This is a genomic window from Micromonospora sp. RV43 (genome assembly GCF_001029515.1).
In the GTDB taxonomy this organism is placed as follows: Bacteria; Actinomycetota; Actinomycetes; order Mycobacteriales; family Micromonosporaceae; genus Micromonospora; species Micromonospora aurantiaca.
The window spans coordinates 1-23,097 of sequence record NZ_LEKG01000090.1 but is presented as its reverse complement, the minus strand read 5'-3'; the positions used below and the strand labels follow the sequence as shown (position 1 = coordinate 23,097).

The window sequence follows — 23,097 nt, the reverse complement described above, 5'->3', positions numbered from 1 at the left end:
CGTGTCAGCCCTATGGTGGTCTAACGGCCCGGCTGCTGGTCGGCAACGCGAATGCCGCATCCCGGGCGCGGAATCAGGGCTTGTACTCGCTGCGGGTGCGGGGCAGCCACTGCGGGTGCTTCTCCCGCAGGTAGCGAACCATCGCCTCGCGCAGGTCGCAGCGGAGGTCCCAGGCGCTCGGCCCGTCGGCGGCGGACGCCTGGATCTGGATGACGACGGTCTGCGGGTTGGCATCGACCATCTGAAGCACCCACTGATGCCGGTCCCACAGCGGCGACGCCTCGATCAGGCGCTGCGCCTCGACGCGCAGGTCGTCCAGGTTGGCGGTGTGGTCGACGTGGATCTGGACCTTGCCGACCACCCGGGTCTCGTGTCGCGTCCAGTTCTGGAACGGGCGCTCGGTGAAGTAGGTCGTGGGCAGGATGAGCCGGCGGTCGTCCCAGAGCCGGATCACCACGTTAGTCAGTTTCACCTCCTCGACGCGACCCCACTCGCCGTCGATGACGAGCACGTCACCGATGTAGAGGCCGTCCGCGAAGGCGACCTGGATGCCGGCGAAGGCGTTGCCCAGCGCGGTCCGGGCGGACAGGCCGATCACGGCGCCGATCACACCGGCCGAGGTGAGCACCGAGATGCCGAACAGGCGTATCGGCTCGAAGGTGGTCATGATCAGACCGATCGCGACGATCGTGACCGCCGTCGAGGTCAACCGTCGCACCGGCCGGATCTGGGTGCGGGTGCGGCGGATCCGACGGTCGGCCATCACCCCGGCCGGCAGCCGGCTGAACGCCACGATCTCGGCGACGTGCAGCGCCCTGACCACCAGCAAGGCGACGCTGCCGATCAGCAGCAACAGGATGGCGTGCCGGCCCTCGCGCAGCCACCGGCCCGGCCCTCCCGGCAGCGCGGCGTAGAGGCCAGCGAGTAGCAGAACGGCGGTCGTCGGGCGGCGGCAGGCCTGGCGCAGCGGCGCCAGCAGCCATTTGTAGCGACCATGGGCGATCCGGTTGACGAGTACGCCGCTGAGCACGTCCACCAGCACGGCCGCCGCCACCGCGGCCAGCATGATCACCGCTCGGCCCATCAGTTGCCGTTCACCGCGATACCGATGGTCATTACTTCCGCTCCCGTCCGGGTCGTCCCCACGGCAGCGTGTCACGAGACGGCCGATCGCCGGGCGTACATCGCGACCGGCCGAAGTCCCCCGGCGGCCGCGGCACGCGGCGCCGCCGCCCGGGGCTCGGGTGGCGAGGAGGTCGCCCGTGATCATCCGCGCTAGCCGAATCCGCCGTGGGAGGCAGAAACCAGGCCGCGGTGCACACCTGGTACCCGGCCAAGTTCGGCGGAGGTCCGGTGGCGCCGTTGCGGACCGTCGCCGATGCCATTGCCACCTGGCCCGAGTACGCCACCGCCGTGGCCGTACGCCTCGACGCGCATGACCAGATCACGGTATGCGCGCCCCACGGCCCCGACGATCTGCTCGATGGGGTGTGGCGGCGCAACCCGGCCAGGGCCAGCGCGGAGATCTCCCGGCGGCGACTCGCCCGCCACCGCCCCACCGAACGCTGGCCTGGTGTCCGCGTCGTGATGTGACCCGGCGCTCGAAGCCCGCTGCCCGAGTCGACCTGCTAATCGCAGGGTGCCCCGTTGCGACATGTGAGTGCGTCTAAGGATGTCTCGTAACTCGGTGATGGCGTTGCCGCGCAACGGTTCCTGGATCAGCCGGCCAGGATGATGTTGTGGAGGTGGGCGATGCCGGATGCGGTGTCGGCCAATGTGTGGGCGGCGCGGCGGTAGTCGCGCAGGATCTTGAAGCATTTCATGCGGGCCAGGGCGTGTTCGACCTGCGCTCGGACCGAGCGATCCTGCTTGTTCAGGTCCGCCTTCCACTCGGGCAGATCACTGCCGTCAGCGGGCTTGCGGTACGGGATGATTACCTCAGGATTGCCGCGGTAGGCGCCGTCTGCCATGACCGGTCGGCCGGCCAGCTTTTAGAACTCCTGACCCCGATGATTCGCCGGTGACGGCCGCTGGTTCGACCAGGCCCGCAGCTATCGACCAATGTTGATGGAGTGCGTGGTCTGGGCGGGGGCAGCGGCGAGGTGCATCTGTGGCAGCACCACGACGTGCTGACCTGCCAGGTCAGCGACAACGGGCCCGGGCTGGGCGAGATTGCCGTCGCGCTGCCGTCGCCTGATGGTTTCCGAGCGTCGGCAAGGTGTGACGCATCAGCTGACCGGCCACAGCCCTGGCCCGGTATGCGGTGACCAGGCGATCATGGCCGGAAAGCAGGCCCGGATGGCGCGCCCAGCTACCCAACGGCTGTCGAGACGGCACAGCGCAGCAGAGGAGTAGATTGCTGAGCCCTTACTCAATCCGTTCTAGGCCGTCAAACGCCACCCAACGATGCGCACGGTCCAGCAACAGGGCCAGCTAGCTGGGGTAGCGCGGTTAGGCGGGTGAACGCGATGACAGCTCGGTGGCCCAACATCAACTGGACGTAACCCCGGAATCTAGAGATCGTTCGGCCACCCAATGACGCGCTCGGCGGTGACGCCTCGAAGGTCGGCTCCGTCCCACCGTGCCCCGGTGACGTCCGTGCGTCCGTACTCCGGATCGTGCGTCCTGACGTAGCCGAACCGCGCGTAGAACAGGTCGGTGTCACGCAGGTCGGCGCCCCGCAGATCGCAGCCGGCAAAGCTGACACCGCGAAGAGACGCGCCCCGAAGGTCGGCGCCACGGAAGTCACACAACTTGAACGAGTGCCCATCCAGGGTGCGGTGCCGAAGATCGCGACCCGCGAACGATTGCCTCGTCGCGCGGAGCGGGGTGCTCACCCGCGAACCGTAGCGTGGTCGCCCGTCGCCGAACCAGCGGTTTCTGCCCACTCACTTGCGGGGCAGTCCGTAGCGCAGGACCGCTACTTCGCCCGCACGTCGTGACGCGCGGGCGCCAACCCGAGCTTGACCGTTAGTCGTAGACCTCAGGCCGCCACAGAGTCTCTTCTCTGCGATCCGCCTCCGGCGGAGCCTGAAGCAACGGATGATCTTGTAACGGGCTGCGGTAGACCTCCAGTTTGTGTTCCGGCTGTGCGTTCCGTAGGGCGGCCACGAGGTCTCCGAGTTCCTCGACGACGGCGATGATCTGCTCCTCGCTGTAGCGGGCAGGGGCGTTGGTCTTCTCTTCGGCTGGCGTGTGCTGGTGCCGTTCGGCGTGTTCGCGTTCTGCCTGGGTCTCGGCGATCCAGCCGGCAACGACGCCTGGGTCGGCGTCGGCGTCGAGCGCCGCCCGGTAGCGCGCCAGTTTGGCGTCGCACCCGGCGATTGTGGGTCCTTCGAGCGCCGTCGGGGCGGCGGTGGGCGCTGCCGCAAGTGTGGCCAAGTTGCTCGCCGAACACGGTCGCATCGAGGAGGCCATCGGCCTGCACCGCAAACGCCTGGACGCCGGCAACGAACTCGCCGCCGGAGACCTCGCCGAACTGCTCGCCGAACACGGCCTTACCCGCGAACTGGAGGCAGAAGTACACGCAGGTACTTCTACGGCCACGTACTGGGTCGAGCTCTCGCCCGATATAAGACCCGGGCGGTGGCGTGCCGCGCGCAAGGACCTGAGCGAGAATGGGCCAGTTCGAACTCTGCGCAACCCTGGAAGGACCCCTCCCTTGGCCGGTGGACTCGTAGCCCTGCTGGATGACGTGGCGGTGCTGGCCCGAGCCGCTGCCGCGTCGATCGATGACATCGGGGCGGCCGCCGCGAAGGCCGGCGCCAAGGCTGCGGGCGTCGTCGTCGACGATGCTGCCGTCACGCCGCAGTACGTACGGAGCCTGGCGGCCGAGCGTGAGTTGCCGATTATCAAGCGCATTGCCCTGGGGTCGCTGCGCAACAAGTTCTTCATCATCCTGCCGGCGGTGCTGCTGCTCAGTCAGTTCGTGCCCTGGCTGCTCACTCCGATCCTCATGCTCGGCGGCGCCTACCTCTGTTACGAAGGCGCGGAGAAGGTGTGGGCCAAGATCGCCCATCACGATGCCCACGGCGCGGGCGAGGAGAAGGTGCAGGACGAGACGACACTGGTGTCCGGGGCGGTACGGACCGACCTGATCCTCTCGGCGGAGATCATGGTCATCACCCTGAACGAGGTGATCGATGAGGCGTTCTGGTCCCGCCTGGCGATCCTGGCTGTCGTCGCCGTCGTCATAACCGTCCTGGTATACGGCGTGGTGGCCCTGATCGTAAAGATGGACGACGCCGGACTGCGCCTGTCGCAACGTTCCGGCGCCGTCGCCACGTTCGGCCGCGGTCTGGTGAGGGCGATGCCGGTAGTCCTCACCGTGCTGACGGTGGTCGGCACCGCGGCGATGCTGTGGGTGGGCGGGCACATCCTGCTGCTGGGCACGAACGAGCTGAACCTGCACTTCCTGTACGAGGCCGTGCACCACGTGGAGGTGGCCGCCCACGACGCCACGGGTGTTCTCGGCGGGCTCGTCGGCTGGCTCGTCAACACGGTGGCCAGCGCGATCCTCGGGCTGATCGTCGGAGCGCTGGTCGTGCTGGTCATGACTCTCACGCTCCACCGCCGTAAATCCAAGCCTGCGACTGCGACTGCGGCGGCCGCGACTCGTACTGACGGCATCATCCCCGCTCCGCCGAGCCGTGCAGCTCAGCGTCGCGACGCTCCTGTGGACCGAGCGCCGCGCGGGTGACCGCAAAATCATCGCAATTCGACCAGGGGGTCAGGCGTTCTGGTGCTGAACCGCTCAGTACTCCAGCCGCACCTGGTGGAGCCAGAGTCTTCACTGGTAGTGGGCCGTTCTGACGCGGTATTGGTGTCGTCGTCGCCATCGTGACCTACCGACACAAAGACCGCGCCCTTGGCCGCGTCCCCGCAGCCACCAAGACCAACGGCTAACTGACTCCACGCGCGCCTACTGCCCGCATCCCGAGCGATGCAAGACCAGGCCAGGGCGCTACCAACATCGGGTTCGGCCCGGGCGGTTCTCGGGCCGGACGGGATCGGCGGGGCAGCCATCGGGGAGGGGAGCGGCCGTGTCGGGCGGGGTGGCGGTGGGCTTGGACTGGGCGAGCTTCGAGCGCGTGCTGGTAGACGCCCTGGTGCAAGCCGTCCGGTCGACCATCGCCGAACATCCTGACGAGCGGTTCTACGCCGCGGCGTTGGACCGGATCTACCGCGAGACCGATGGCCAGATCACCCTGCCCAGCCTCGCGATGAACAGTGTCGAAGCGTTGGCGCAGCTTCCCGCCGAGGAGCAGACGGATGTGCGGTGGAACGCCGCCGACTGGGACCACTACGACGACGAGTGGCTCGCCGAGGGCCTGACCCGGGATTGGGAACGGCAGCTGGCCGCGGAGGCCTGCCGAGGGACGACCCGGCAGTGGGAGGCGACGTTCCGCCGGTACCTGTCGATGCTCGTGCGCGTGTGTAAGCGAGCCAGGGTCGCACTTCGCACCAGCGGCGTCACCGACCGGGACTTCGTGGTGCTGCTGCTCGACGACGAGTACCACGAGACGCTGATCAAACGCGTCCTCACCGAACGTGAGGTGAGCCGGCACATCCCTGAGTACGACCAGCGGGCGGTCGTGATGGCCCGGGTCGCCGCACTACCGGAGGCCGAACGCGCCGCGTACTACGTCGCCCGGCTGGACGCGTTTGACGGCCCGATCAGCGGCGAGGACGCCCAGGTGGCGCTGCGTGATCTCGGGCCGGCCGCGTTTCCCGCCTTGATCCCCCTGCTCTCTGCCAAGGACCGGGCGTGGCGGGCCGCCAAGCTGCTAGCCGACATCGGCCAACCCGACGGCGGCGTCCTGCGGGCACTGCACGAGGCGCTGACCGAGCGGGAAGGACCGGACCAGTCGTGGGCGGGCCGTGCGCTGGCGCGGCTGGGCCGCCTCGATCTCGTGCTCGACCAGATCCACCGTCTTCCGCAGGAGGTTGTGATCACCGCCGTCGCCGCCCCGTACACCAGCTTCCGCAACCAGGCGGTCATCGCACGGCGGTTGGACTACCGGCCCTTGCAGGACGTCATCGAGCGCCGGCCGGCGTATGTGCCGGCGCTGGCCGAGGAGCTCAAGCCAGGGCGGGGGTACTGCGACATCACCGTCGGCGAGGTCGACGAAGCGATCCGCGGACTGGCCTCGCCGTACGTCGTCATCCGCCGGCACGCGGTGTGCGTGCTCGGCGAACGGCGTCTCGGTGCCGCCGTCGCGAGGCAGGTCCTTCCGCTACTCGGACAGACGGTCAGCCAGGACCCGGACGCCACCGTGCGGCGGCTGGCGATCCTTTCCCTGCGTGGCTGGCGCAAGGAGTCTTACCGGCACGCGAACGTGATCAGCGAGGCGCTCAACGACCCAAACGAAGACGTCCGCGAAACCGCCGCCTACTGGCTACGGGAACAGAACGGGCGACCCGCGTGACCGCGTATGTGCTCACGTGGGGTGGGCAGCCGTTGGCGCGCCCATGCCTGGGCTGCCGCGACCAACTCGTGAGAGCTGCTGAATCGCGACCTGGCCCTCGCGGACGTCGGACAAGCAATGACCCCCACCATGGGGTGGAGCCGGGTTGAGCTGCCGGACCGTGAAGGAGCGTTAATTAGTGGACGAACGGACCCGCGAACTTCTCGACGCCGCGGTGCGCGAACAGCTTGACACTCACAGCCGGGTTCTACCGCCATGGCGAGCGCACCCGGAGATCGAGAGGTACAGCATCGGCTGGCGCATGGGCTACGGCGAATGGCACCTGATGCTCTGGTGGCACTGGTGGGAGTCCGCCCCCATGGACCAGGCGGCGCGGATCGCGTACTTCCAGGCCGACGAGCCGCCGCACCAGTGGCTGGACTGGGCCGCGGACCAGATCTGGCCGGATGAGGACTTCGGTGAGGCGAGCGTACGCCGCCTCGCCGCACACGGGATCGGTACGCGTCCGCTGTTGTTCCTGGACGTGGACGGAACACTCCTGCCGTTCGCCGGCGCCGCGGGGCAGATGGACGACGAACCCAACCCGTTGCTGGCCGGACTCAGCCCTGAACACGGCCGTCGCCTGGCCGCGTTGCCGTGCGACATGGTCTGGGCCACGACCTGGATGGCCGAAGCGAACGAGGTACTCGCGCCGCGGCTCGGCCTGCCTCAGCTGCCCATCGTCGACTGGCCGGACGAAGATGACGACGACGGTCGGCTGCACTGGAAGACCCGCCACCTCGTCGAATGGGCCGCGGGACGCCGGTTCGTCTGGGCCGACGACGAGATCACCGACGCCGACCGGTCCTGGGTGGCCGCGAACCACAGCTCTCCCGCGCTCCTGCATCGTGTCAACCCACGCCATGGCCTCACCGATGCGGACTACAACACCATCGCAGGATGGCTGATGAAAGACGGCTCCACATGCATGAACGAGGAGACCACGTCCTAGGACGCTCTAGAGGGTGTGCCAGCGACCTCAGGCTCCAGTCGGTTGTCGTGTCGCTGAGTAACCGCGGTGGCCCGCCCCATGATCGCCGCCGATGCGTCCGGCGACTCGGCCCGCACCATCGCCCGGCAGTAGCGGGCCACCGTCCGCCGAGATGTTCCGGCACCTCGACCGCATCGATCCCTGGCTGAAGCGCATGGACCCTGCCGGGCCGCACGAACGCCCCCAGGAGCGCAGCACGCTGAGCCGCGACAACAAGGAGATGCATCCGTACCAGCTCAGCCAGGCTGCCTGGCACGCCCTCTCGCACGCCGTCGACCACCTGAACTGCCTGCGCACCGTCCTGAAAGACGCGCACGTCATGCACATGTACGCCCCGTACTCGCTGGCCCGAGCCGCCTTGCAGAACGCAAGCGCTGCGGTATGGCTGCTCGCGCCGGACGACCGGGCCGAGCGAGTCCGCCGGCGGTTGCGCTTCGCTGCGCTGGACATCAAGGGCGGCGAGGCGGTCAGGGAACTGCTCGGTGCGCCGGAGGGACGCAAACCCGCGGAGGCCCGCACAGAGCAACTGCGCGAAATCGCGCGGCGGAGAGGTGTCGATCCGACGACCGCCGTGCGCCGGCTGACGTACGGGGAAAACGTCGAAGCAGCTGGCGACACCATGCCGGGTGGCAGAGTGCCGTTCGTGCTCACGTGGAAGATGTGCCGCGCTATCGCCCACGGCGACTCTTGGGCCACGATCAACGTGGTCAGCCAGGAGGAGATCCCGGGCGCACCCTCTGGCCTCGCCCATTTGAAGATCACCGCGGACCCGAAGACGTTGTTCTTCGCCGTGTTCTTCGCCGTCTCGATGACCGCCGCCGGCTGGCGCCTGTACGACGATCGGTCGCGCCGCATTCGCACTCAGCGCGACGTCACCCTGAGTGTGGGAACCGTACAGACGCAGAGGACGGCGAGGGGTTGGCGTTCGCCTCCGCCCCGGCCGACTGCCCGCGGGTGGTCTGCGGTCAGGTCGGTGGCCTCGTGTGCTGGTCGACGCCAGCCGGGGCACCAGTTACCGTGCTTTGGCCCTGTGCTGGGCCACGGCCTGGGCTCGGCGTGCATCCTCGCCGGGTAGGCGGGGTCGTCGGGCCCGCTTGGCTTGCAGGGTGGCGGCCGCGGGAAGCCTGACAGGTAGGGCAGCGGCTGTCGGATTCGGGCAGGGGCGTTCGTAGTCAGTGTGAGGGACAGCCTACGAGGGTGCTGTCGCGGTCACAGGAGGTGATGGGTGATGCGCCCCGTGCGTCAAGGTCCACTGCATGCTCGATCTCGTCGGCCCATTGCCACCGTGACCTTCTCCGAGGTGCCGAACGAGGCGTTCCTGGCCCTCGGTATGCGCGACTACTGGGACGGCTACTTCGCGGGCCGGGCCGCGCTGCTGGGGCTGGCACCGGCGCAGGTGATGCACGCGGTCTTCGACAACTTGCGGGTGGCCGATCGACCTTGCCACCTGGCCCGCGGTCAGCGCGCCGACCGCGGGCCGGGCTCTGTATGCGGGCTCCGGGCGCTCGCTGTGCCGGAGGAGCCGGTGGCCCGGCTTCAGGCGGTACCACGCTGATGAGTGTCCAGGCTGTTGCGGTTGATCATCGAGAGGTAGGGGCATGGCAAAGCTGATTTATGTGAATAACGTGTCGCTTGACGGCTACATGGAGGACGAACGCGGCGCGTTCGCCTGGTTGCCGATGGACGACGAACTATTCGTTGTCTACACCGATCTCCTGCGTTTCGTGGGCACGTTCCTCTACGGGCGGCGGCTGTACGAGGCGATGGCCGTCTGGGAGACCGACGCCGCTCTGGCCGCGCAGTCCGACCTCATGGCCGACTTCGCAAGCGCCTGGCAGGCAGCGAGAAAGGTCGTGTACTCCACGACCCTCGCGGCGGTGTCGACCGCAGACACCCGACTCGAACGCCGCTTCGACCCCGAGGCGGTACACGAACTGAAGGCCACGGCCAGCAGCGATCTCACCGTTGGAGGTGCAAACCTCGCGGCGCAGGCTCTTGAGGCCGGGCTGGTCGACGAGTGCCAGCTGTTCGTCTGGCCCGTGGTCGTCGGCGGGGGTAAGCCGGGCCTGCCGACCGGCATGCGCGTCGACCTTGAGCTCCTCGATGAGCGCCGATTCCGAAACGGCGTCGTACACCTTCGCTACCGCCCTCTCGGGCAGTGAGCGACGGCCCTGTCGGATCGCCAGCGCTTGCATGGCGGCGGAGCGCTGACGGCTGATCCGACCGGAGACCTCCCAGGAAGACCGAAGTGGTCAGCGTTGGTTTCCGCACCTCGAGCCTGCGGGGGCCGATCAGGTGCCGACGCGGCGTGTCTCGTAGGCCCATATCACGATCTCGACGCGGTTGCGGGCGTTGAGCTTGCGCATCAGGGCGGCGATGTGGGTCTTGACGGTGCTGAGGCTGATGGACAGCTCATCGCCGATCTCGCTGTTGGTCCGCCCGCGAGCGGCAGCCAGCAGGACCTGTTCCTCGCGAGCGGTCAGCGGCTCGACAGGTTCAGGTGGCACCGAGCGCGGGCGGCTGTTCGCGAAGGAGGACAGGAGCCTCGCGGTGATGTTCGGTGCGATCAGGGCGTCGCCGCGGGCGGCGGCATGGATGGCCTGGGTGAGCATCTCGGCGCCGGCGTCCTTGAGGAGGAAGCCTCGGGCGCCTGCCTTGAGCGCGCCGTAGACGTACTCGTCGAGGTCGAAGGTGGTGATGACGACGACGGCCAGAGGATCGGCGACGTCGGCTCCGGCGAGCTGGCGGGTGGCTTCGATCCCGTCGACCTCGGGCATGCGGATGTCCAGCAGGCACACGTCGGGACGCAGCGAACGGGCCATGGAGATCGCCCGGCGGCCGTCGGCGGCGTCGCCGACGACGGCGATGCCCGGTTGGGCGTTCAGGATCATGCAGAGCCCTGCTCTGACGATGTCCTGGTCGTCAGCGACCAGCACGCGGATGGTCATGACGCGCGCGCTGTCCGAGGAAGCGTGGCAGGCTTTCCTGCCGTTCTGTTCAGGCCGCGGCGTCCTTGAGGTCCTGTGCGCGATCGGTGTTCTCCCACAGCAGATCGGGCAGTTCCCGGCCGAAGTGGCCATAGACGGTGGTCTGCCGGTAGATCGGGCGGAGCAGGCGCAGGTCGCGGATAATCGCGGCCGGCCGCAGGTCGAACACCTCGTCGATCGCCCGCTCGATCCGGTGCGTCGGGACGTTCTCGGTACCGAACGTGTCCACGAGGAAGCTCACCGGGCGCGCCTTGCCGATCGCGTACGCGACCTGCGTCTCGCAACGCTCGGCCAGGCCGGCCGCCACCACGTTCTTGGCGACCCAGCGCATCGCGTACGCCCCCGAGCGGTCCACCTTGGAGGGGTCCTTGCCGGAGAACGCGCCACCGCCGTGGCGAGCGTATCCGCCGTAGGTGTCGGCGATGATCTTGCGGCCGGTCAGGCCTGCGTCGCCCATCGGCCCGCCGATCTCGAATCTACCCGTCGGGTTCACCAGCCGCCGGTAGTCCTCGACGTCCACGCCCAGGCCGGTCAGCTCCGGCTCGATCACGTGTTCACGCACGTCCGGGGCCAGCAGTGAATCGAGTGAGATGTCCGCGGCGTGCTGGGACGACACCACCACCGTGTGCAGGCGGGCCGGGCGCGAGCCGTCGTACTCGATGGTGACCTGGGTCTTGCCGTCGGGTCGCAGGTAGGGGATCGTCCGATCCTTGCGCGCGGCGGCGAGCCGGCGGGCCAGCCGGTGCGCCAGCGCGATCGGCAGCGGCATCAACTCGGGTGTCTCCGAGCAGGCGTAGCCGAACATCATCCCCTGGTCGCCGGCGCCCTGGGTGTCGAGGGCGTGCACCGAGCCGCCGGCCACCCGCTCGATCGCCCGGTCCACGCCACGTGCGATGTCGGGCGACTGCGCGCCGATGGAGAGGTTCACGCCGCAGGACAGCCCGTCGAAGCCCTTCCGCGACGAGTCGTACCCGATGTTCAGGATGGTGTCCCGGACGATCTGGGGGATGTCCGCGTAGGCCCGCGTGGTCACCTCACCGGCGACGTGGACCTGACCTGTCGTGATCAGCGTCTCCACCGCCACGCGGCTTTGGGGATCCTGCGCGAGCAGGGCGTCGAGGACGGCGTCGCTGATCTGGTCGGCGATCTTGTCCGGGTGGCCTTCGGTCACCGACTCGGAGGTGAAGAGGCGACGTGTCACGGTGCTCCTCGGGGGTGGCGGACTCGGTCGCCGAAGCCTGGCGGCACCGGCTCAAGGAAGGCTCAAGAGCGGGCGGACGATGCGTCCATCGGCGTTCCAGTGATGTCGCGGCCGGGATCGTTAGCGTGCCCGTATGACGACCATGCTGATCACCGGCGGAGCGGGCTTCATCGGCGCGAACTTCGCGCACCACGTCCGCCGATGTCATCCCGGATACCGGATCATCTTGCTGGACGCGCTCACCTACGCAGGGAACCGCAGCTCCCTCCGGCCGATCCTCGATCACATCGAGTTCGTGCACGGCGACGTCCGTGACGCCGAAGTGCTGGATCGGCTGGTCGCGGCCAGCGACACCGTCGTGCACTTCGCGGCCGAATCCCACGTCGACAACTCGCTGCTGGATCCGGCGCCGTTCGTGCAGACGAATCTGGTTGGCACGTTCAACCTGCTCGAGGCGGTACGCCGCTACGATCGGCGGCTACACCACATCTCCACCGACGAGGTCTTCGGTGATCTCCCGCTGGACTCCGACGAGCGGTTCACCGAGTTGAGCCGCTACGACCCCTCCAGCCCCTACGCGGCCACGAAGGCCGGCTCCGACATGCTCGTGCGCGCCTGGGTGCGCTCCTACGGGGTGCGAGCCACCATCTCGAACTGCGCGAACAACTACGGTCCCTACCAGCACGTCGAGAAGTTCATCCCCCGGCAGATCACCAACGTCCTCGCCGGTGACCGGCCGAAGGTCTACGGGCGGGGCGACAACGTCCGGGAATGGACCCACGTCGACGACCACAACACGGCGATAGACGCGATCCTGCGGTCCGGCCGGATGGGTGAGACCTACCTCGTCGGCTCCGGGCAGGAATGCGACAACCGACAGATCGTGCGCCTGATCCTCGAGTTGATGGGCCGGCCCGCGGACGACTTCGACTTGGTCACGGACCGCCCCGGGCACGACGCGCGCTATGCCAACGACAGCGACAAGCTGCGGACCGAGCTGGGCTGGAAGCCCCGGTACGCCGATCTCTCCGCCGGCCTGGCCGGCACGATCGACTGGTACCGCCGCAACGGGTGGTGGTGGAAGCCGCAGAAGGACGCGACGGAGGAGCGCTACCGACGACTGGGTCGCTGACCGGCTCCGTCCTGACGCCTGACGGAGCCGGCCCGGGAACGGGCCGGCTCAGGCGTGCTCAGGCCAGCTCACCCGCGATGTCCATCACGTAACGGCCGTAGCTCGAACCAGCCATCGCCTCGCCCAGCCGGTGACAGGCGGCGGCGTCGATCAACCCCATCCGCAGCGCCACCTCCTCGATGCAGGCGATCCGCACGCCCTGCCGGGCCTCCAGCGTGCCGACGTAGAGGCTCGCCTGGAGCAGCGACTCCGGCGTACCGGTGTCCAGCCAGGCGAAGCCCCGGCCGAGGTCGACCAGCCGGGCCCGCCCGCGTTCGAGGTAGACCTGGTTGACGCCCGAGATCTCCAACTCGCCGCGCGGCGACGGTCCGATGTTCTTGGCAATGTTGACGACGTCGTTGTCGTAGAAGTAGAGCCCGGTGACGGCCCGGTTGGAGCGTGGCTTCGCCGGCTTCTCCGCGATGGACACGAGTCGGCCGTCCCCGTCGGTCTCGGCCACGCCGTAGCGCTCCGGATCGTGTACCGGGTAGCCGAAGAGGACGCAGCCGTCCACCTCGCGCGCAGTCTCCAGCAACAGGTCGGAGAAGCGCAGCCCGTGGAAGATGTTGTCGCCCAGCACGAGGGCGACCTCGTCGTCACCGATGTGGTCGGCGCCGATCAGGAACGCCTCGGCGATGCCGCCCGGGTGCGGCTGCTCGGCGTAGCTCAACCGGAGCCCGAGATGCGCGCCGTCACCCAGCAGCCGCCGGAACTGCACGAGGTCGGCGGGGGTCGAGATGAGCAGGATCTCGGTGATGCCTGCGAGCATGAGCACCGACAGCGGGTAGTAGATCATCGGCTTGTCACCGACCGGCAGCAACTGCTTCGACACGGCCAGCGTCAGCGGTCGCAGCCGGGTTCCGGAGCCGCCGGCAAGGATGATGCCCTTCACTGGTCCACCTCGGTCCTCAGTCGTCGATCAACGCGACGGCGCGCGTCCAGCCGGCACCGGCGCCGGCGATGCGGATGGGGAAGCACGCGACCCGGAAGCCGTACGGCGCGGGTAGCTCGCCCAGGTTGGCCAGGCGCTCGATCTGGCAGTACTCGCGCTCGCGCCCGACCATGTGCGCCGGCCACAGCACCGACCGGTCACCGGTCCTGCGGTAGCGGTCGATGATGTCGCCGAACGGCGCGTCCAGGCTGAACGCGTCGGTGCCGATGACGCGCACCCCCAGGTCGAGCAGCAGCCGGGTGGCGGGCCCGTCGAGGCCCGCGAACCGGGTGAAGTATTCCGGGGTACCCGCCCGGGCGTCGGCACCGGTGTGCAGCAGCACGATGTCCATCGGGTCGGGACGCCGGCCGATGCGCGCGAACTCCTTCTCGATGCGGGCCACGTCGATCACGCCCGTCCCGGCGTCGGTGAGGTCGAGGACCATGCCGGGCCGGAAGAACCAGTCCAGCGGCATGCTGTCGATGTGCCTCGGCGTCCCGTCGCCGTACGTGGTACGGGAACCGTAGTGCGACGGCGCATCGACGTGTGTGCCGGTGTGACTGGTCAGCGAGAGGCGGTCGAGGGACAGGAACTCGCCGTCGGGCAGCTCGTGCGGGTCGAAGTCGATACCGAAGTGCTTGCGCATCTCGGCGCACATGTGTTCGGCGCCCTCGCGTGGGGTGAGCATCTTGTGCACCACCGGGTCGGGCTCGGCAGACGATGCGTCGATCGCTGAGGATAGGTCGATCAGCCGCACACAGCACCTCCGCGGTCGCGTCAGTCGGATGGCCTCGATGCTGCGCGCGGCGGCCGGAACGGCGGTCGAGCGTCGCTTGCGGCCGGAACCAGGGAAGTTCGATGTGTACCGGGCACCGTCGAGCGGAAGCCGAGAAAGCCGATGGAGGACTCCATGCCGCTGGACACCGATCAGACCGCGGGTACGACCCACACGTACGCCCGGGTCCAAGACTTCTACGCCCGGCACATGCACCTGCTCGATGCCGGCGAGGCGGCCGAGTGGGCCGCCATGTTCACCCCGGACGGTGTGTTCGTCCCGCCGTCGGCGCCCGAGCCGATCCGTGGCCGCCAAGCGCTGGAGGCGGGCGTGCGCAGCGCCGCCGCAGCGCTCGCGGACAAGGGCGAGCAGGTCAGGCACCTGCTGACGATGGCGGCGGTTGAGCCGCGCGCCGACGGTGTGCTCTTCGTGCGCAGCTACACGCAGGTCGTGGTGACGCCGCAGGGCGGCAAGCCGCGGTTGGACATCATGTGCGTGTGCGAGGACGAACTCGTTGCCGCGGGCGACGAGTTGCTGGTGCGGCACCGTCGGGTCACCCGCGACGACCTCCCCTGAGCGCCGTGGCCGTCGTCGTCGAGCGCGGTGCGAGCGCGGCACCGGCCGCGTGTGACAGGGTCGTCATGTGACACGACACGAGGAACGCGTCTGGCTCGTCACGGGCGCATCGCGCGGGTTGGGCCGGGCGGTGACCGAGGAGGCCCTCGAAGCCGGTGACCGGGTAGCCGCCCTGGCTCGCGACGTGACCTCCTTGGCCGCGCTCGACCGGAAGTATCCGGGCCGGCTGCTCGCCCTGCCGACCGACGTGTCCGACCGAGCGGCGGTGTTCGGCGCGGTGGATCGCGCGGTCGCCCAGCTCGGCGGCCTTGATGTCGTGTTCAACAACGCCGGCGAGCTGCTCGCCGGAATGGTCGAGGAGTACACCGAGGAGCAGGTGCATGATCACCTCGCCGTGAATTTCCTCGGCGCGCTGTGGGTGTCGCAGGCGGTGCTGCCGCGGCTGCGCGCCCGTGGCGCCGGTCACCTGTTCCAGGTGACATCGAAGGGAGCCGGCGAGGGGCGGGGCGGCTACGGTCTCTACGGCGCCGGCAAGGCCGCCCTGAAGGCCCTCAGCGAGGCCCTGGCCGACGAGAGCCGCGACTTCGGGGTCCGGGTCACGATGCTGGAACCCGGCCCGCACGCGACGACTCTCGGCAACGCCATGAAGTCGACGCCGCGCCTGGCCGTGTACGACCGGACGCGGCGCCGCCTGGCAGCCGAGGCCCCGCCGCTGGGACCGGTCGCCAGCACCAGGAAGTCGGCGGCCCGGATCCTGGAGATCGCGGGACTCTCCGATCCGCCGATCCGGGAGCCCCTGGAGGCCTGAACGGCTCCAGCATCGCTCAGCGTCACGTCGAGCGTGCGGCCGCATGGTGCGCGCATGCGAGTGCTGTTCACGCCGTTTCCGTCCAGTTCCCACGTCAACAATCAGGTGCCGCTCGCCTGGGCGCTGCGTGCCGCAGGGCACGAGGTCTGCATGGCGACCCAACCCGACGCGACCGAGGACATCCTCGGTGCAGGGCTGACCGCCGTGCCGGTTGGCGACATGCTCGACGTCGCGCAGCACGTTCGCGACGCGGCGGCCCGCGAGGAGGAACGCCCACCCGCCGACGGCGAGGCCGGGTCGTGGCTCGACACCTTCGACATCAGCGAAACCCGCACCGAGTCGCTGACCTACGACTATCTCCACGGCACCCTGACCGCCTGGACGAACGTCGTCCTGCAGAACACCATGCCGCGCCGGGCGCTCGACGAACTCGTCGCCTTCACCGCGCACTGGCACCCCGACCTGGTGATCTGGGACCCGATGTACTTCGCCGGCGCGATCGCCGCGAAGTCGTGCGGTGCCGCGCACGCCCGCTTCCTGTTCGGCCTCGACGTCCTCGGCAACCTGCGCCGGCACTACCTCGCGGCTCTCGCGGCCCGTCCCGCGACCCTGCGCGAGGACCCTCTCGCCGAGTGGCTCGGCCGGTTCGGATCCGGGTTCACCGAGGACCTTGTGGTCGGTCAGTGGACCCTCGACCCGGTTCCGTCCTCGCTCGCGCTGGATACCGGACTGCCGCGCGTCGGTGTGCGGTACGTGCCCTACAACGGGGCCTCCGTCGTGCCGGACTGGATCGGCGAACTGGAGGCCGGCACCGCACGCGTGTGCATCACGCTGGGCATGGCGCATCGCGAGGTGTGGGGCACCGATCGGCTCTCCGTCGGCCGGATCCTCCAGGGTGTCGCGGACCTCGGCGTCGAGGTGATCGCCACCCTCGACGACGTCGAGGCCGACGGGGTGCGGATCGTGGACTTCGTGCCGCTGGACGTGCTGCTGCCGCTGTGCTCGGCGGTCGTGTCGCACGGTGGGGCGGGATCCTTCCAGACCGCGCTGGTGCACGGCGTTCCGCAGGTCGTCGTGCCGGACATGCTGTGGGACACCGGTCTGAAGGCACGCCGTCTCGCCGGGTCCGGTGCCGGCCTGTACGCCAACGACCTGACCGGCCTGCGGGACCTGGTCGGTCAGGCGCTTCACGATCGGGGGATCGCGGCGGCGGCCCGACGCCTGCGATCGGAGGCGCTCGCCATGCCCGCGCCGAGCGAGGTCGTAGCTCTCCTCGAACGACTCACGGCAGCGAACCGGCCAACGGCAGCGGGCTGAGAGAGACACCCGCTCCAGACACGCTCGACCTCGGCTCGAGCCCGCGACTCCATCGTCGATCGTAGGAGACCGGCACCAATGAGCAGGTCCGCAAGAGCGGGGGAGTCTGCGTGAGTCAACGTCGGGTCGTCATCACCGGGATCGGCGTCGTCGCGCCCGGCGGGTTGGGAGCGAAGGCCTTCTGGGAACGCATCGTGGCGGGCACCCCGATGACCCGCCTGATCACCGCCTTCGACTCCACCGGCTTCCGGTCGCGGATCGCTGCCGAGTGTGACTTCGATCCGTTCCAGTACGGCTTCAGCGAGCACGACATCGGGCGCTTGGACCGGGCCGCCCTGTTCGCGCTCACCGCCACGCGGGAGGCGATGAGCGACAGCGGCCTCGTCGTCGACCGCGACGACGCGCACCGGGTCGGGGTGAGTCTCGGTACCGCCGTTGGCGCCACGCTGCGGTTGGAGGAGCGCTACCGCGCGGTCAGCCACGAAGGGCGCGACTGGCTCGTCGACCACCGGCTCGCCGGCCCCGACCTGTACGACTACTTCGTGCCCAGCTCGATGGCGGCCGAGGTGGCCTGGGCCGCCGGCGCGGAAGGACCCAACGCCGTCGTGTCGGCCGGGTGCACCTCCGGCATCGACGCGGTGGGACACGCCTGGGACCTCATCCGCGACGGATCGGTCGACATGATGATCGCCGGCGCCACCGACGCGCCGATCGCGCCGATCACGGTTGCCTGCTTCGACGCCATCAAGGCCACGTCCAACACCAACGACGATCCAGGCACCGCCGCGCGGCCGTTCGACCGTACGCGTAACGGGTTCGTGCTCGGCGAGGGCTCGGCGGTCCTGGTCTTGGAGGAACTGCAGAGCGCGCGCCGCCGCGACGCGCACATCTACGCCGAGATCCGCGGGTACGCCTCCCGTGGCAACGCCTTCCACATGACCGGCCTGCGGCCCGACGGGCAGGAGATGGCCGCGGCGATCCGAGCCGCCCTCGACACCGCCCGCATCCCGGCCACCGCCGTCGACTACGTCAATGCGCACGGCACCGCGACCAGACAGAACGACCGCCACGAGACCCAGGCGCTCAAGCGGGGCCTCGGCATGCACGCCTACGACGTGCCGATCAGCTCCATCAAGCCGGTCATCGGACACTCGCTCGGCGCCGTCGGAGCGATCGAGGTCGCCGCCAGCGCGATGGCGATCGAGTTCGACGTCGTGCCACCGACGGCCAACCTCCACCACCCCGACGCGGAGCTGGACCTGGACTACGTGCCACGCGAGGCCAGGCAGCGCAAGCTCTCCACAGTGCTGACCGTGGGCAGCGGCTTCGGCGGATTCCAAAGCGCGATGGTGCTCTCCGCGCCCGAGGCGGTGGCAGCATGAGCACCGCCGTGGTGACAGGGCTCGGCGTCGTCGAGCCCAACGGCGTCGGTGCCGGGGACTACTGGGCGGCGACCCTGCGGGGCCGCAGCGCGATCGGGAGAATCGACCTGTTCGACGTCGAGGACTACCCGAGCCGCCTCGGCGGCGTGGTCACCGGCTTCGACGCCGAGAACCACCTGCCCAGCCGGCTGCTGCCGCAGACCGATCGCATGACCAGGTTCGCGCTGGCCGCCGCGGACTGGGCGGTCGCCGACGCCGACATCGACCGGTCGGCGCTGGCCGCGACCGACCTCGGCGTGTCGACCGCGAGCGCCTCGGGCGGATTCGCGTTCGGACAGAAAGAGCTCGAGCACCTGTGCGCCGACGGACCGAGCCACGTCAGCGTCTACCAGTCGTTTGCCTGGTTCTACGCCGTCAACTCCGGCCAGATCTCGATCCGGCACGACATGCGCGGCCCGATCGGTGTACTCGTCGCCGACCAGGCCGGTGGTCTCGACGCCATCGCGCACGCCCGCCGCTCCGTCCGAAAGGGCGCGCCGCTCGTGCTCACCGGCGGGATGGACTCCGCGCTGTCCCCGTACGGGCTGGCCGCGCTGATCTCCAGCGGCATGCTGTCCACCGCCGACGACCCGCGCCATGCCTACCTTCCCTTCGACCGCAAGGCGAACGGCCACGTGCCCGGCGAGGGCGGCGCCATCCTCACCGTCGAGGACGGCGACCGGGCCCGCGAGCGTGGTGCCCACGTCTACGGCGAGATCGCCGGGTACGCCGCCACGTTCGATCCCTCACCGGGCTCGGGTCGTCCGGGCAACCTCGGGCGTGCCGTGCGGGCGGCCCTCGCCGACGCCGGGGTCGGCCCGGACGAGGTCGGCGTGGTCTTCGCCGACGCAGCCGGCGACGCGGACGCCGACCGGGCGGAGGCCGAGGTGATCGTCGACCTCTTCGGCCCGCGTGGCGTCCCGGTCACCGCGCCCAAGACGATGACCGGTCGCCTGTACTCCGGCGCCGGCCCGCTCGACGTGGCGACCGCGCTGCTCTCGCTGCGCGACAAGGTCATCCCGCCGACCGTGAACGTCGTCGCGGACTACGCCCTCGACCTGGTCGAGGCCCCCCGGCCCCTGACGGCGTCGGTTGCCCTGGTGCTGGCCCGCGGCCGGCAGGGCTTCAACAGCGCACTGGTTGTACGTGCCCCACGAAAGGAAAACTGATGAATCAATCCGTCCGATTGAGCGTTCCCGATCTGATGACCATCCTGGCCACCTGCGCCGGCGCAGCGGAGCCCGTCGACGCGGCCGCCGAAGACCTCGGCGAGGTCCCGCTGGCCGACCTGGGCTACGACTCCCTCGCGTTGCTCGAAGCGTCGAGCGCCGTCGAACGGCGGTTCGGTATCTCGCTGCCCGAGGAGGAGGTGGCCGAGGTGCGGACGCTGAATCAGCTAGGCGACCTGGTCAATGACCGCCTCGCCCAGGTCCGGTGACCGGTGCCGACCCGATGCGACTGATCGGCAGCGGTTTCCTCGCCCGGCATCTGCGGCCGCTCGCGGACGCGTACCCCGGCGTCACCGTGCTCGCTGCCGGGGTACCGAGGCACCCGCTGCCGGACGCCGAGCACGAGCGTGAGGCTCGACTGGTGGCCGACACACTCCGGGACTGTGTGCGCGACGGCCGGCAGTTGGTGTTCTTCTCGACCGTCAGCATGTACGGCGGGCCGGGTTGCCAGGGACGCGAAGACGACCCCGTCGAGCCGGCCCTCCCGTACGGACGGCACAAGCTGGATCTGGAAGGGATGATCCGCGACTGCGGCGTGCCGTACCTGATCCTGCGCCTCGGGTACGTGCTCGGTCCCGGAGAACCGGAGTTCCGGCTCGTGCCCGCAATCATCCGGCAGCTTCGCGCCGGACGCGTCACGGTCCAACCAGGCGCCCGGCGCGACATCGTCCACGTCGAGGACTGGATGACGGTCGTCGACCGGCTGCTCGCCACCGGCGTCACCGACGAGGTCGTCAACGTGGCGTCGGGGGACTGCGCTGAGATCGCGGCCGTCATCGACGTCCTGGAGCGGCATCTCGGCGTGACGGCCGAGCGGGTGCTCCTCGATTCGACAGTGTCGCACTGCCCGTCGATCGCCAAGCTGCGCACGCTCGTACCGGAGGTGACGGCGTTGGGTTTCGGGCCGGGCTACCATCGCGTAGCCCTGGCCCGCTACCTCTCCTCCCTCCGCGCTACAGGGTGATGAGCGGGAATCCCTCGTCGTCCAGCGGCTGGCCGGGCTCGAATCCCGCCATGTGCCCGTCCTGGACGCCGGGGCGGTAGGTGGCGTCAGCGTTGACGTACACGATGCCGTGGCCCATCCGACGTGCGTCGGACGTGTTGCTACCGGCCAGATGCACGGTACGGCAGTGGTGAAACGCCACGTCACCGGCGCGCAGTGGCACGGTCACCCGCGGCTGCCACGGGAACTCCGGCCAGATGTCGGTGATGTCGGCGAACTCCTCGAAACTCGTCATGTGCTCCTGCCGGTGCTCCGGCGGTCGCAGGTGCGAACGGGGCACGTACGACAGGCAACCGCGCTCGACCGGGACGTCGGACAGCGCCACCCAGGCGGTCAAGGCCCGCGACAGCGACGACAACGGCAGCCCGGTCTCGTCGTCGTGTACGAGCGTCGGCGCCGCCTTGTGCGGCTCCTTCGCGAGCACCTCGCTGGTGTACAGCCGCATCGGGCCATCGGCGAGCTGCAGCGCGATCGAACCGATCGCCGGGTGAAGGGCCAGTTCCCGGATCGTGTCGCTCTTGCGCCAGGCCTGCGCGACGTAGTTGACCTCGACACCGTTGACGCCGTCCCAGATCTCCATGTGGCTGTCGAGGAGCTGGGCGGCCGCCTCGGCATACCGGGCCACCTCGTCGGCGTCGAGCACGCCCGGCACGTGGACGAAGCCCTGTTCCCGGTAGCGGCGGATCGTCTCGTCAGAAATCGGATCGATCATGCTTCGCGCGCCTGTGTCTCCCATGGACTACGTCCTCCCGTCACGGTGACTGCCGCCCACAGGGTGCGGCGCGCCGCTCGAGTCCTTCGCGTCAGCCGGTAGACCCGCACCGGCCCGGCGTGCTCGCTGCCCGAGTCCGTTTCGAGCGCAGCCTGGGATCGTCCGGAGTTCCAGCCCTACGACCGGGAAGAGAGTCGGGTTCTGATGACGACACCGAACCGGGGCAGCGGCGAGCTCGACGCCCTGCTGGACCAGTTACGTGAGTACGTGACGCCGCAGCCGCCGTGGATCAGCCTGCCGCCACGAGCGTTCACCTCGCCCGAGCTGTATGAGCTGGAACTGGACCGGATCTTCCGCCGCTCGTGGATCATGGTGGCCCGGGCGGACCAGCTCGCCGGGCCCGGCGACTACCTCGCGCTGACGATCGCGGGGGAGCCGTTGCTGCTGACCCGCGACCGCACCGGCGCACTCAACGCGATGTCGCCGATCTGCCGGCACCGGATGATGCCGGTCGTCGCGGCCGGTGCCGGGCGGGCCGAGCACTTCACCTGCCCGTACCACCTGTGGCGCTACGGCCTGGACGGCCAGCTGATCGCTGCGACGCACATGCGGGGGAACCCCGCCTTCGACCCCGGCACCTGCCGGCTTCCCGGGTTCGCCGTCGAACAGTGGCAGGGTTTCGTCTTCGTCAACCTCGACAGCGGCGCACCGCCGCTGCGCACCCACCTGAGCCGCATCGGCGAGGACCTGGGTAATTACGAGCTGGGCGCCATGACGCAGGTGGGTTCGTTCGTCGAGGACTGGCACTGCAACTGGAAGGTGGCCGTCGAGAACGTCCACGAGAACTATCACGTCATGGGCTTCCACCCGGAGACGATCCAGCCGTCGACGCCGGGCGGCTCCGACACCGACGTGCGCGACGATTCACCCCTGGTGCTGCGGTTCACGGTGCCGTTCAAGGAGCCGCAGGAGGTGGAGTTCCTCCGGCTGACCGAACAGGAGCGACGCCAGGTCTACAACGTCTCGGTCTTTCCCTGCACGAGTTTCGCCGCGGCCGGCGAGACGGTGATCTGGCTCAGCTTCATCCCGACCGCGATCGACCGGACCGAGGTGCGCGGCGGGATCCTGGCGCCGAGTCAGACCGTCGAGGGCACCGACGCCGAGCAGCTTCAGCAGATCCGCGAGGGGAACGAGGCCTACGCCGCGGTGATCAACGGCGAGGATCAGCGTGGCCTCGAAGAGGTGCAGCGGGCCGTCGGATCCCGTTTTGCCGGACGCGGTCACCTCAGTCCGAAGGAGCCGGCGGTGCCGGTGTTCTACCGCAAGCTCGCCGCCGCGCTGCTTGCCGAGGAGTACCGGGAACCGGCGGAGGCCGGCCCGCTACAGATCTTGAATGGTCAGGTTGTGTCGGGTTCGAGGGTCAGTCCGGTGTGAGCGAGGAACCCGTCGAGTAGGTCGGTGCGGTACTGGATGCTCTTGAGTCGGTTCTTGATGATCGCCTGGAGGTG

24 protein-coding genes and 1 pseudogene are annotated in these 23,097 nt (G+C 69.2%); 16 read left to right on the top strand and 9 right to left on the bottom strand.

The annotated features are described in order from the left end of the window. Positions 1 to 73: 73 nt before the first annotated feature. Entirely contained in the window at positions 74 to 1,084 is a 1,011-nt protein-coding gene (locus ABD52_RS21380) for a mechanosensitive ion channel family protein (protein ID WP_030274996.1), read from the bottom strand. A gap of 206 nt (positions 1,085 to 1,290) precedes the next feature. Here ABD52_RS21380 and ABD52_RS21375 point away from each other — a divergent pair, with 206 nt between their 5' ends. Next, positions 1,291 to 1,593: a nucleotidyltransferase family protein gene (locus tag ABD52_RS21375; RefSeq protein ID WP_082171356.1), complete on the top strand. Its 303-nt coding sequence runs from the start codon at positions 1,291 to 1,293 to the stop codon at positions 1,591 to 1,593. A gap of 125 nt (positions 1,594 to 1,718) precedes the next feature. On the opposite strand, the pseudogene ABD52_RS21370 reads toward ABD52_RS21375, so the two are convergent. From ABD52_RS21370 to ABD52_RS37580, 3 genes and pseudogenes are all read right to left on the bottom strand, one after another. Continuing rightward, positions 1,719 to 1,988, bottom strand: a pseudogene (locus tag ABD52_RS21370) (transposase family protein); the annotation flags it as partial. 525 nt (positions 1,989 to 2,513) lie between these two features. Then, positions 2,514 to 2,837 (bottom strand): pentapeptide repeat-containing protein, encoded by a 324-nt coding sequence (locus ABD52_RS21365; protein WP_053065455.1) that lies wholly within the window; start codon positions 2,835 to 2,837, stop codon positions 2,514 to 2,516. Between the two features lie 133 nt (positions 2,838 to 2,970). Continuing rightward, positions 2,971 to 3,381, bottom strand: coding sequence for a hypothetical protein (locus tag ABD52_RS37580; RefSeq protein ID WP_145824220.1), 411 nt, complete (start codon positions 3,379 to 3,381; stop codon positions 2,971 to 2,973). Between ABD52_RS37580 and ABD52_RS21355 the strand changes: the two genes are divergently transcribed. From ABD52_RS21355 to ABD52_RS21330, 6 genes are all read left to right on the top strand, one after another. After that, positions 3,374 to 4,699, top strand: coding sequence for a DUF808 domain-containing protein (locus tag ABD52_RS21355; protein WP_232236807.1), 1,326 nt, complete (start codon positions 3,374 to 3,376; stop codon positions 4,697 to 4,699). The genes ABD52_RS37580 and ABD52_RS21355 overlap by 8 nt on opposite strands. Before the next feature lie 343 nt (positions 4,700 to 5,042). After that, positions 5,043 to 6,428, top strand: coding sequence for a DUF4303 domain-containing protein (locus ABD52_RS21350; RefSeq protein ID WP_235437517.1), 1,386 nt, complete (start codon positions 5,043 to 5,045; stop codon positions 6,426 to 6,428). A 493-nt stretch (positions 6,429 to 6,921) separates the two neighbouring features. After that, positions 6,922 to 7,419 (top strand): HAD domain-containing protein, encoded by a 498-nt coding sequence (locus ABD52_RS40950; protein WP_235437518.1) that lies wholly within the window; start codon positions 6,922 to 6,924, stop codon positions 7,417 to 7,419. A 151-nt stretch (positions 7,420 to 7,570) separates the two neighbouring features. Continuing rightward, positions 7,571 to 8,533: a hypothetical protein gene (locus ABD52_RS39840; protein WP_053065453.1), complete on the top strand. Its 963-nt coding sequence runs from the start codon at positions 7,571 to 7,573 to the stop codon at positions 8,531 to 8,533. A gap of 210 nt (positions 8,534 to 8,743) precedes the next feature. Beyond that, complete coding sequence (locus ABD52_RS21335) at positions 8,744 to 9,013, top strand: hypothetical protein (RefSeq protein ID WP_232236806.1); 270 nt, start codon at positions 8,744 to 8,746, stop codon at positions 9,011 to 9,013. Positions 9,014 to 9,056: 43 nt separating this feature from the next. Beyond that, positions 9,057 to 9,620, top strand: a complete 564-nt coding sequence (locus ABD52_RS21330) for a dihydrofolate reductase family protein (RefSeq protein ID WP_030275190.1) — start codon at positions 9,057 to 9,059, stop codon at positions 9,618 to 9,620. A 129-nt stretch (positions 9,621 to 9,749) separates the two neighbouring features. Here the strand turns inward: ABD52_RS21330 and ABD52_RS21325 are convergent, their stop codons facing one another. Together ABD52_RS21325 and metK are read right to left on the bottom strand one after the other, a co-directional pair. Next, positions 9,750 to 10,406: a response regulator transcription factor gene (locus tag ABD52_RS21325; protein ID WP_047892984.1), complete on the bottom strand. Its 657-nt coding sequence runs from the start codon at positions 10,404 to 10,406 to the stop codon at positions 9,750 to 9,752. Positions 10,407 to 10,455: 49 nt separating this feature from the next. Continuing rightward, positions 10,456 to 11,646: a methionine adenosyltransferase gene (gene metK / locus ABD52_RS21320; RefSeq protein WP_047892983.1), complete on the bottom strand. Its 1,191-nt coding sequence runs from the start codon at positions 11,644 to 11,646 to the stop codon at positions 10,456 to 10,458. A 142-nt stretch (positions 11,647 to 11,788) separates the two neighbouring features. On the opposite strand from metK, the gene rfbB reads away from it, so the two are divergent. Next, the gene (gene rfbB, locus ABD52_RS21315) at positions 11,789 to 12,778 is read left to right on the top strand and encodes a dTDP-glucose 4,6-dehydratase (protein ID WP_013287172.1); all 990 of its coding nucleotides are present in this window, start codon (positions 11,789 to 11,791) and stop codon (positions 12,776 to 12,778) included. Between the two features lie 58 nt (positions 12,779 to 12,836). On the opposite strand, the gene rfbA is transcribed toward rfbB, so the two are convergent. Both rfbA and ABD52_RS21305 read right to left on the bottom strand, forming a co-directional pair. Continuing rightward, positions 12,837 to 13,709 carry a glucose-1-phosphate thymidylyltransferase RfbA gene (gene rfbA, locus ABD52_RS21310; protein WP_013287171.1) on the bottom strand — a complete coding sequence of 291 codons (873 nt, stop codon included), beginning with the start codon at positions 13,707 to 13,709 and terminating at the stop codon, positions 12,837 to 12,839. Between the two features lie 16 nt (positions 13,710 to 13,725). Beyond that, positions 13,726 to 14,505 carry a cyclase family protein gene (locus tag ABD52_RS21305; protein ID WP_047892982.1) on the bottom strand — a complete coding sequence of 260 codons (780 nt, stop codon included), beginning with the start codon at positions 14,503 to 14,505 and terminating at the stop codon, positions 13,726 to 13,728. A gap of 153 nt (positions 14,506 to 14,658) precedes the next feature. On the opposite strand from ABD52_RS21305, the gene ABD52_RS21300 reads away from it, so the two are divergent. From ABD52_RS21300 to ABD52_RS21270, 7 genes are all read left to right on the top strand, one after another. Next, entirely contained in the window at positions 14,659 to 15,099 is a 441-nt protein-coding gene (locus tag ABD52_RS21300; RefSeq protein ID WP_047892989.1) for a nuclear transport factor 2 family protein, read from the top strand. A 67-nt stretch (positions 15,100 to 15,166) separates the two neighbouring features. Then, positions 15,167 to 15,907 (top strand): SDR family NAD(P)-dependent oxidoreductase, encoded by a 741-nt coding sequence (locus ABD52_RS21295; protein ID WP_047892981.1) that lies wholly within the window; start codon positions 15,167 to 15,169, stop codon positions 15,905 to 15,907. Positions 15,908 to 15,961: 54 nt separating this feature from the next. Continuing rightward, complete coding sequence (locus ABD52_RS21290; protein ID WP_047892980.1) at positions 15,962 to 17,224, top strand: activator-dependent family glycosyltransferase; 1,263 nt, start codon at positions 15,962 to 15,964, stop codon at positions 17,222 to 17,224. A 110-nt stretch (positions 17,225 to 17,334) separates the two neighbouring features. Beyond that, entirely contained in the window at positions 17,335 to 18,606 is a 1,272-nt protein-coding gene (locus ABD52_RS21285) for a beta-ketoacyl synthase (protein WP_047892979.1), read from the top strand. After that, positions 18,603 to 19,814: a ketosynthase chain-length factor gene (locus tag ABD52_RS21280; protein ID WP_047892978.1), complete on the top strand. Its 1,212-nt coding sequence runs from the start codon at positions 18,603 to 18,605 to the stop codon at positions 19,812 to 19,814. The genes ABD52_RS21285 and ABD52_RS21280 overlap by 4 nt, the downstream gene beginning before the upstream one ends. Next, positions 19,814 to 20,083 carry an acyl carrier protein gene (locus tag ABD52_RS21275; protein WP_047892977.1) on the top strand — a complete coding sequence of 90 codons (270 nt, stop codon included), beginning with the start codon at positions 19,814 to 19,816 and terminating at the stop codon, positions 20,081 to 20,083. Before ABD52_RS21280 ends, ABD52_RS21275 begins: the two co-directional genes overlap by 1 nt. Then, entirely contained in the window at positions 20,080 to 20,838 is a 759-nt protein-coding gene (locus ABD52_RS21270) for an NAD(P)-dependent oxidoreductase (RefSeq protein ID WP_013287163.1), read from the top strand. Before ABD52_RS21275 ends, ABD52_RS21270 begins: the two co-directional genes overlap by 4 nt. Here the strand turns inward: ABD52_RS21270 and ABD52_RS21265 are convergent. Then, positions 20,828 to 21,589, bottom strand: a complete 762-nt coding sequence (locus ABD52_RS21265) for a phytanoyl-CoA dioxygenase family protein (protein ID WP_225319605.1) — start codon at positions 21,587 to 21,589, stop codon at positions 20,828 to 20,830. The genes ABD52_RS21270 and ABD52_RS21265 overlap by 11 nt on opposite strands. A 204-nt stretch (positions 21,590 to 21,793) precedes the next feature. On the opposite strand from ABD52_RS21265, the gene ABD52_RS21260 reads away from it, so the two are divergent. Continuing rightward, positions 21,794 to 23,023, top strand: coding sequence for an aromatic ring-hydroxylating dioxygenase subunit alpha (locus ABD52_RS21260; RefSeq protein WP_047892975.1), 1,230 nt, complete (start codon positions 21,794 to 21,796; stop codon positions 23,021 to 23,023). Positions 23,024 to 23,097: the final 74 nt, after the last annotated feature.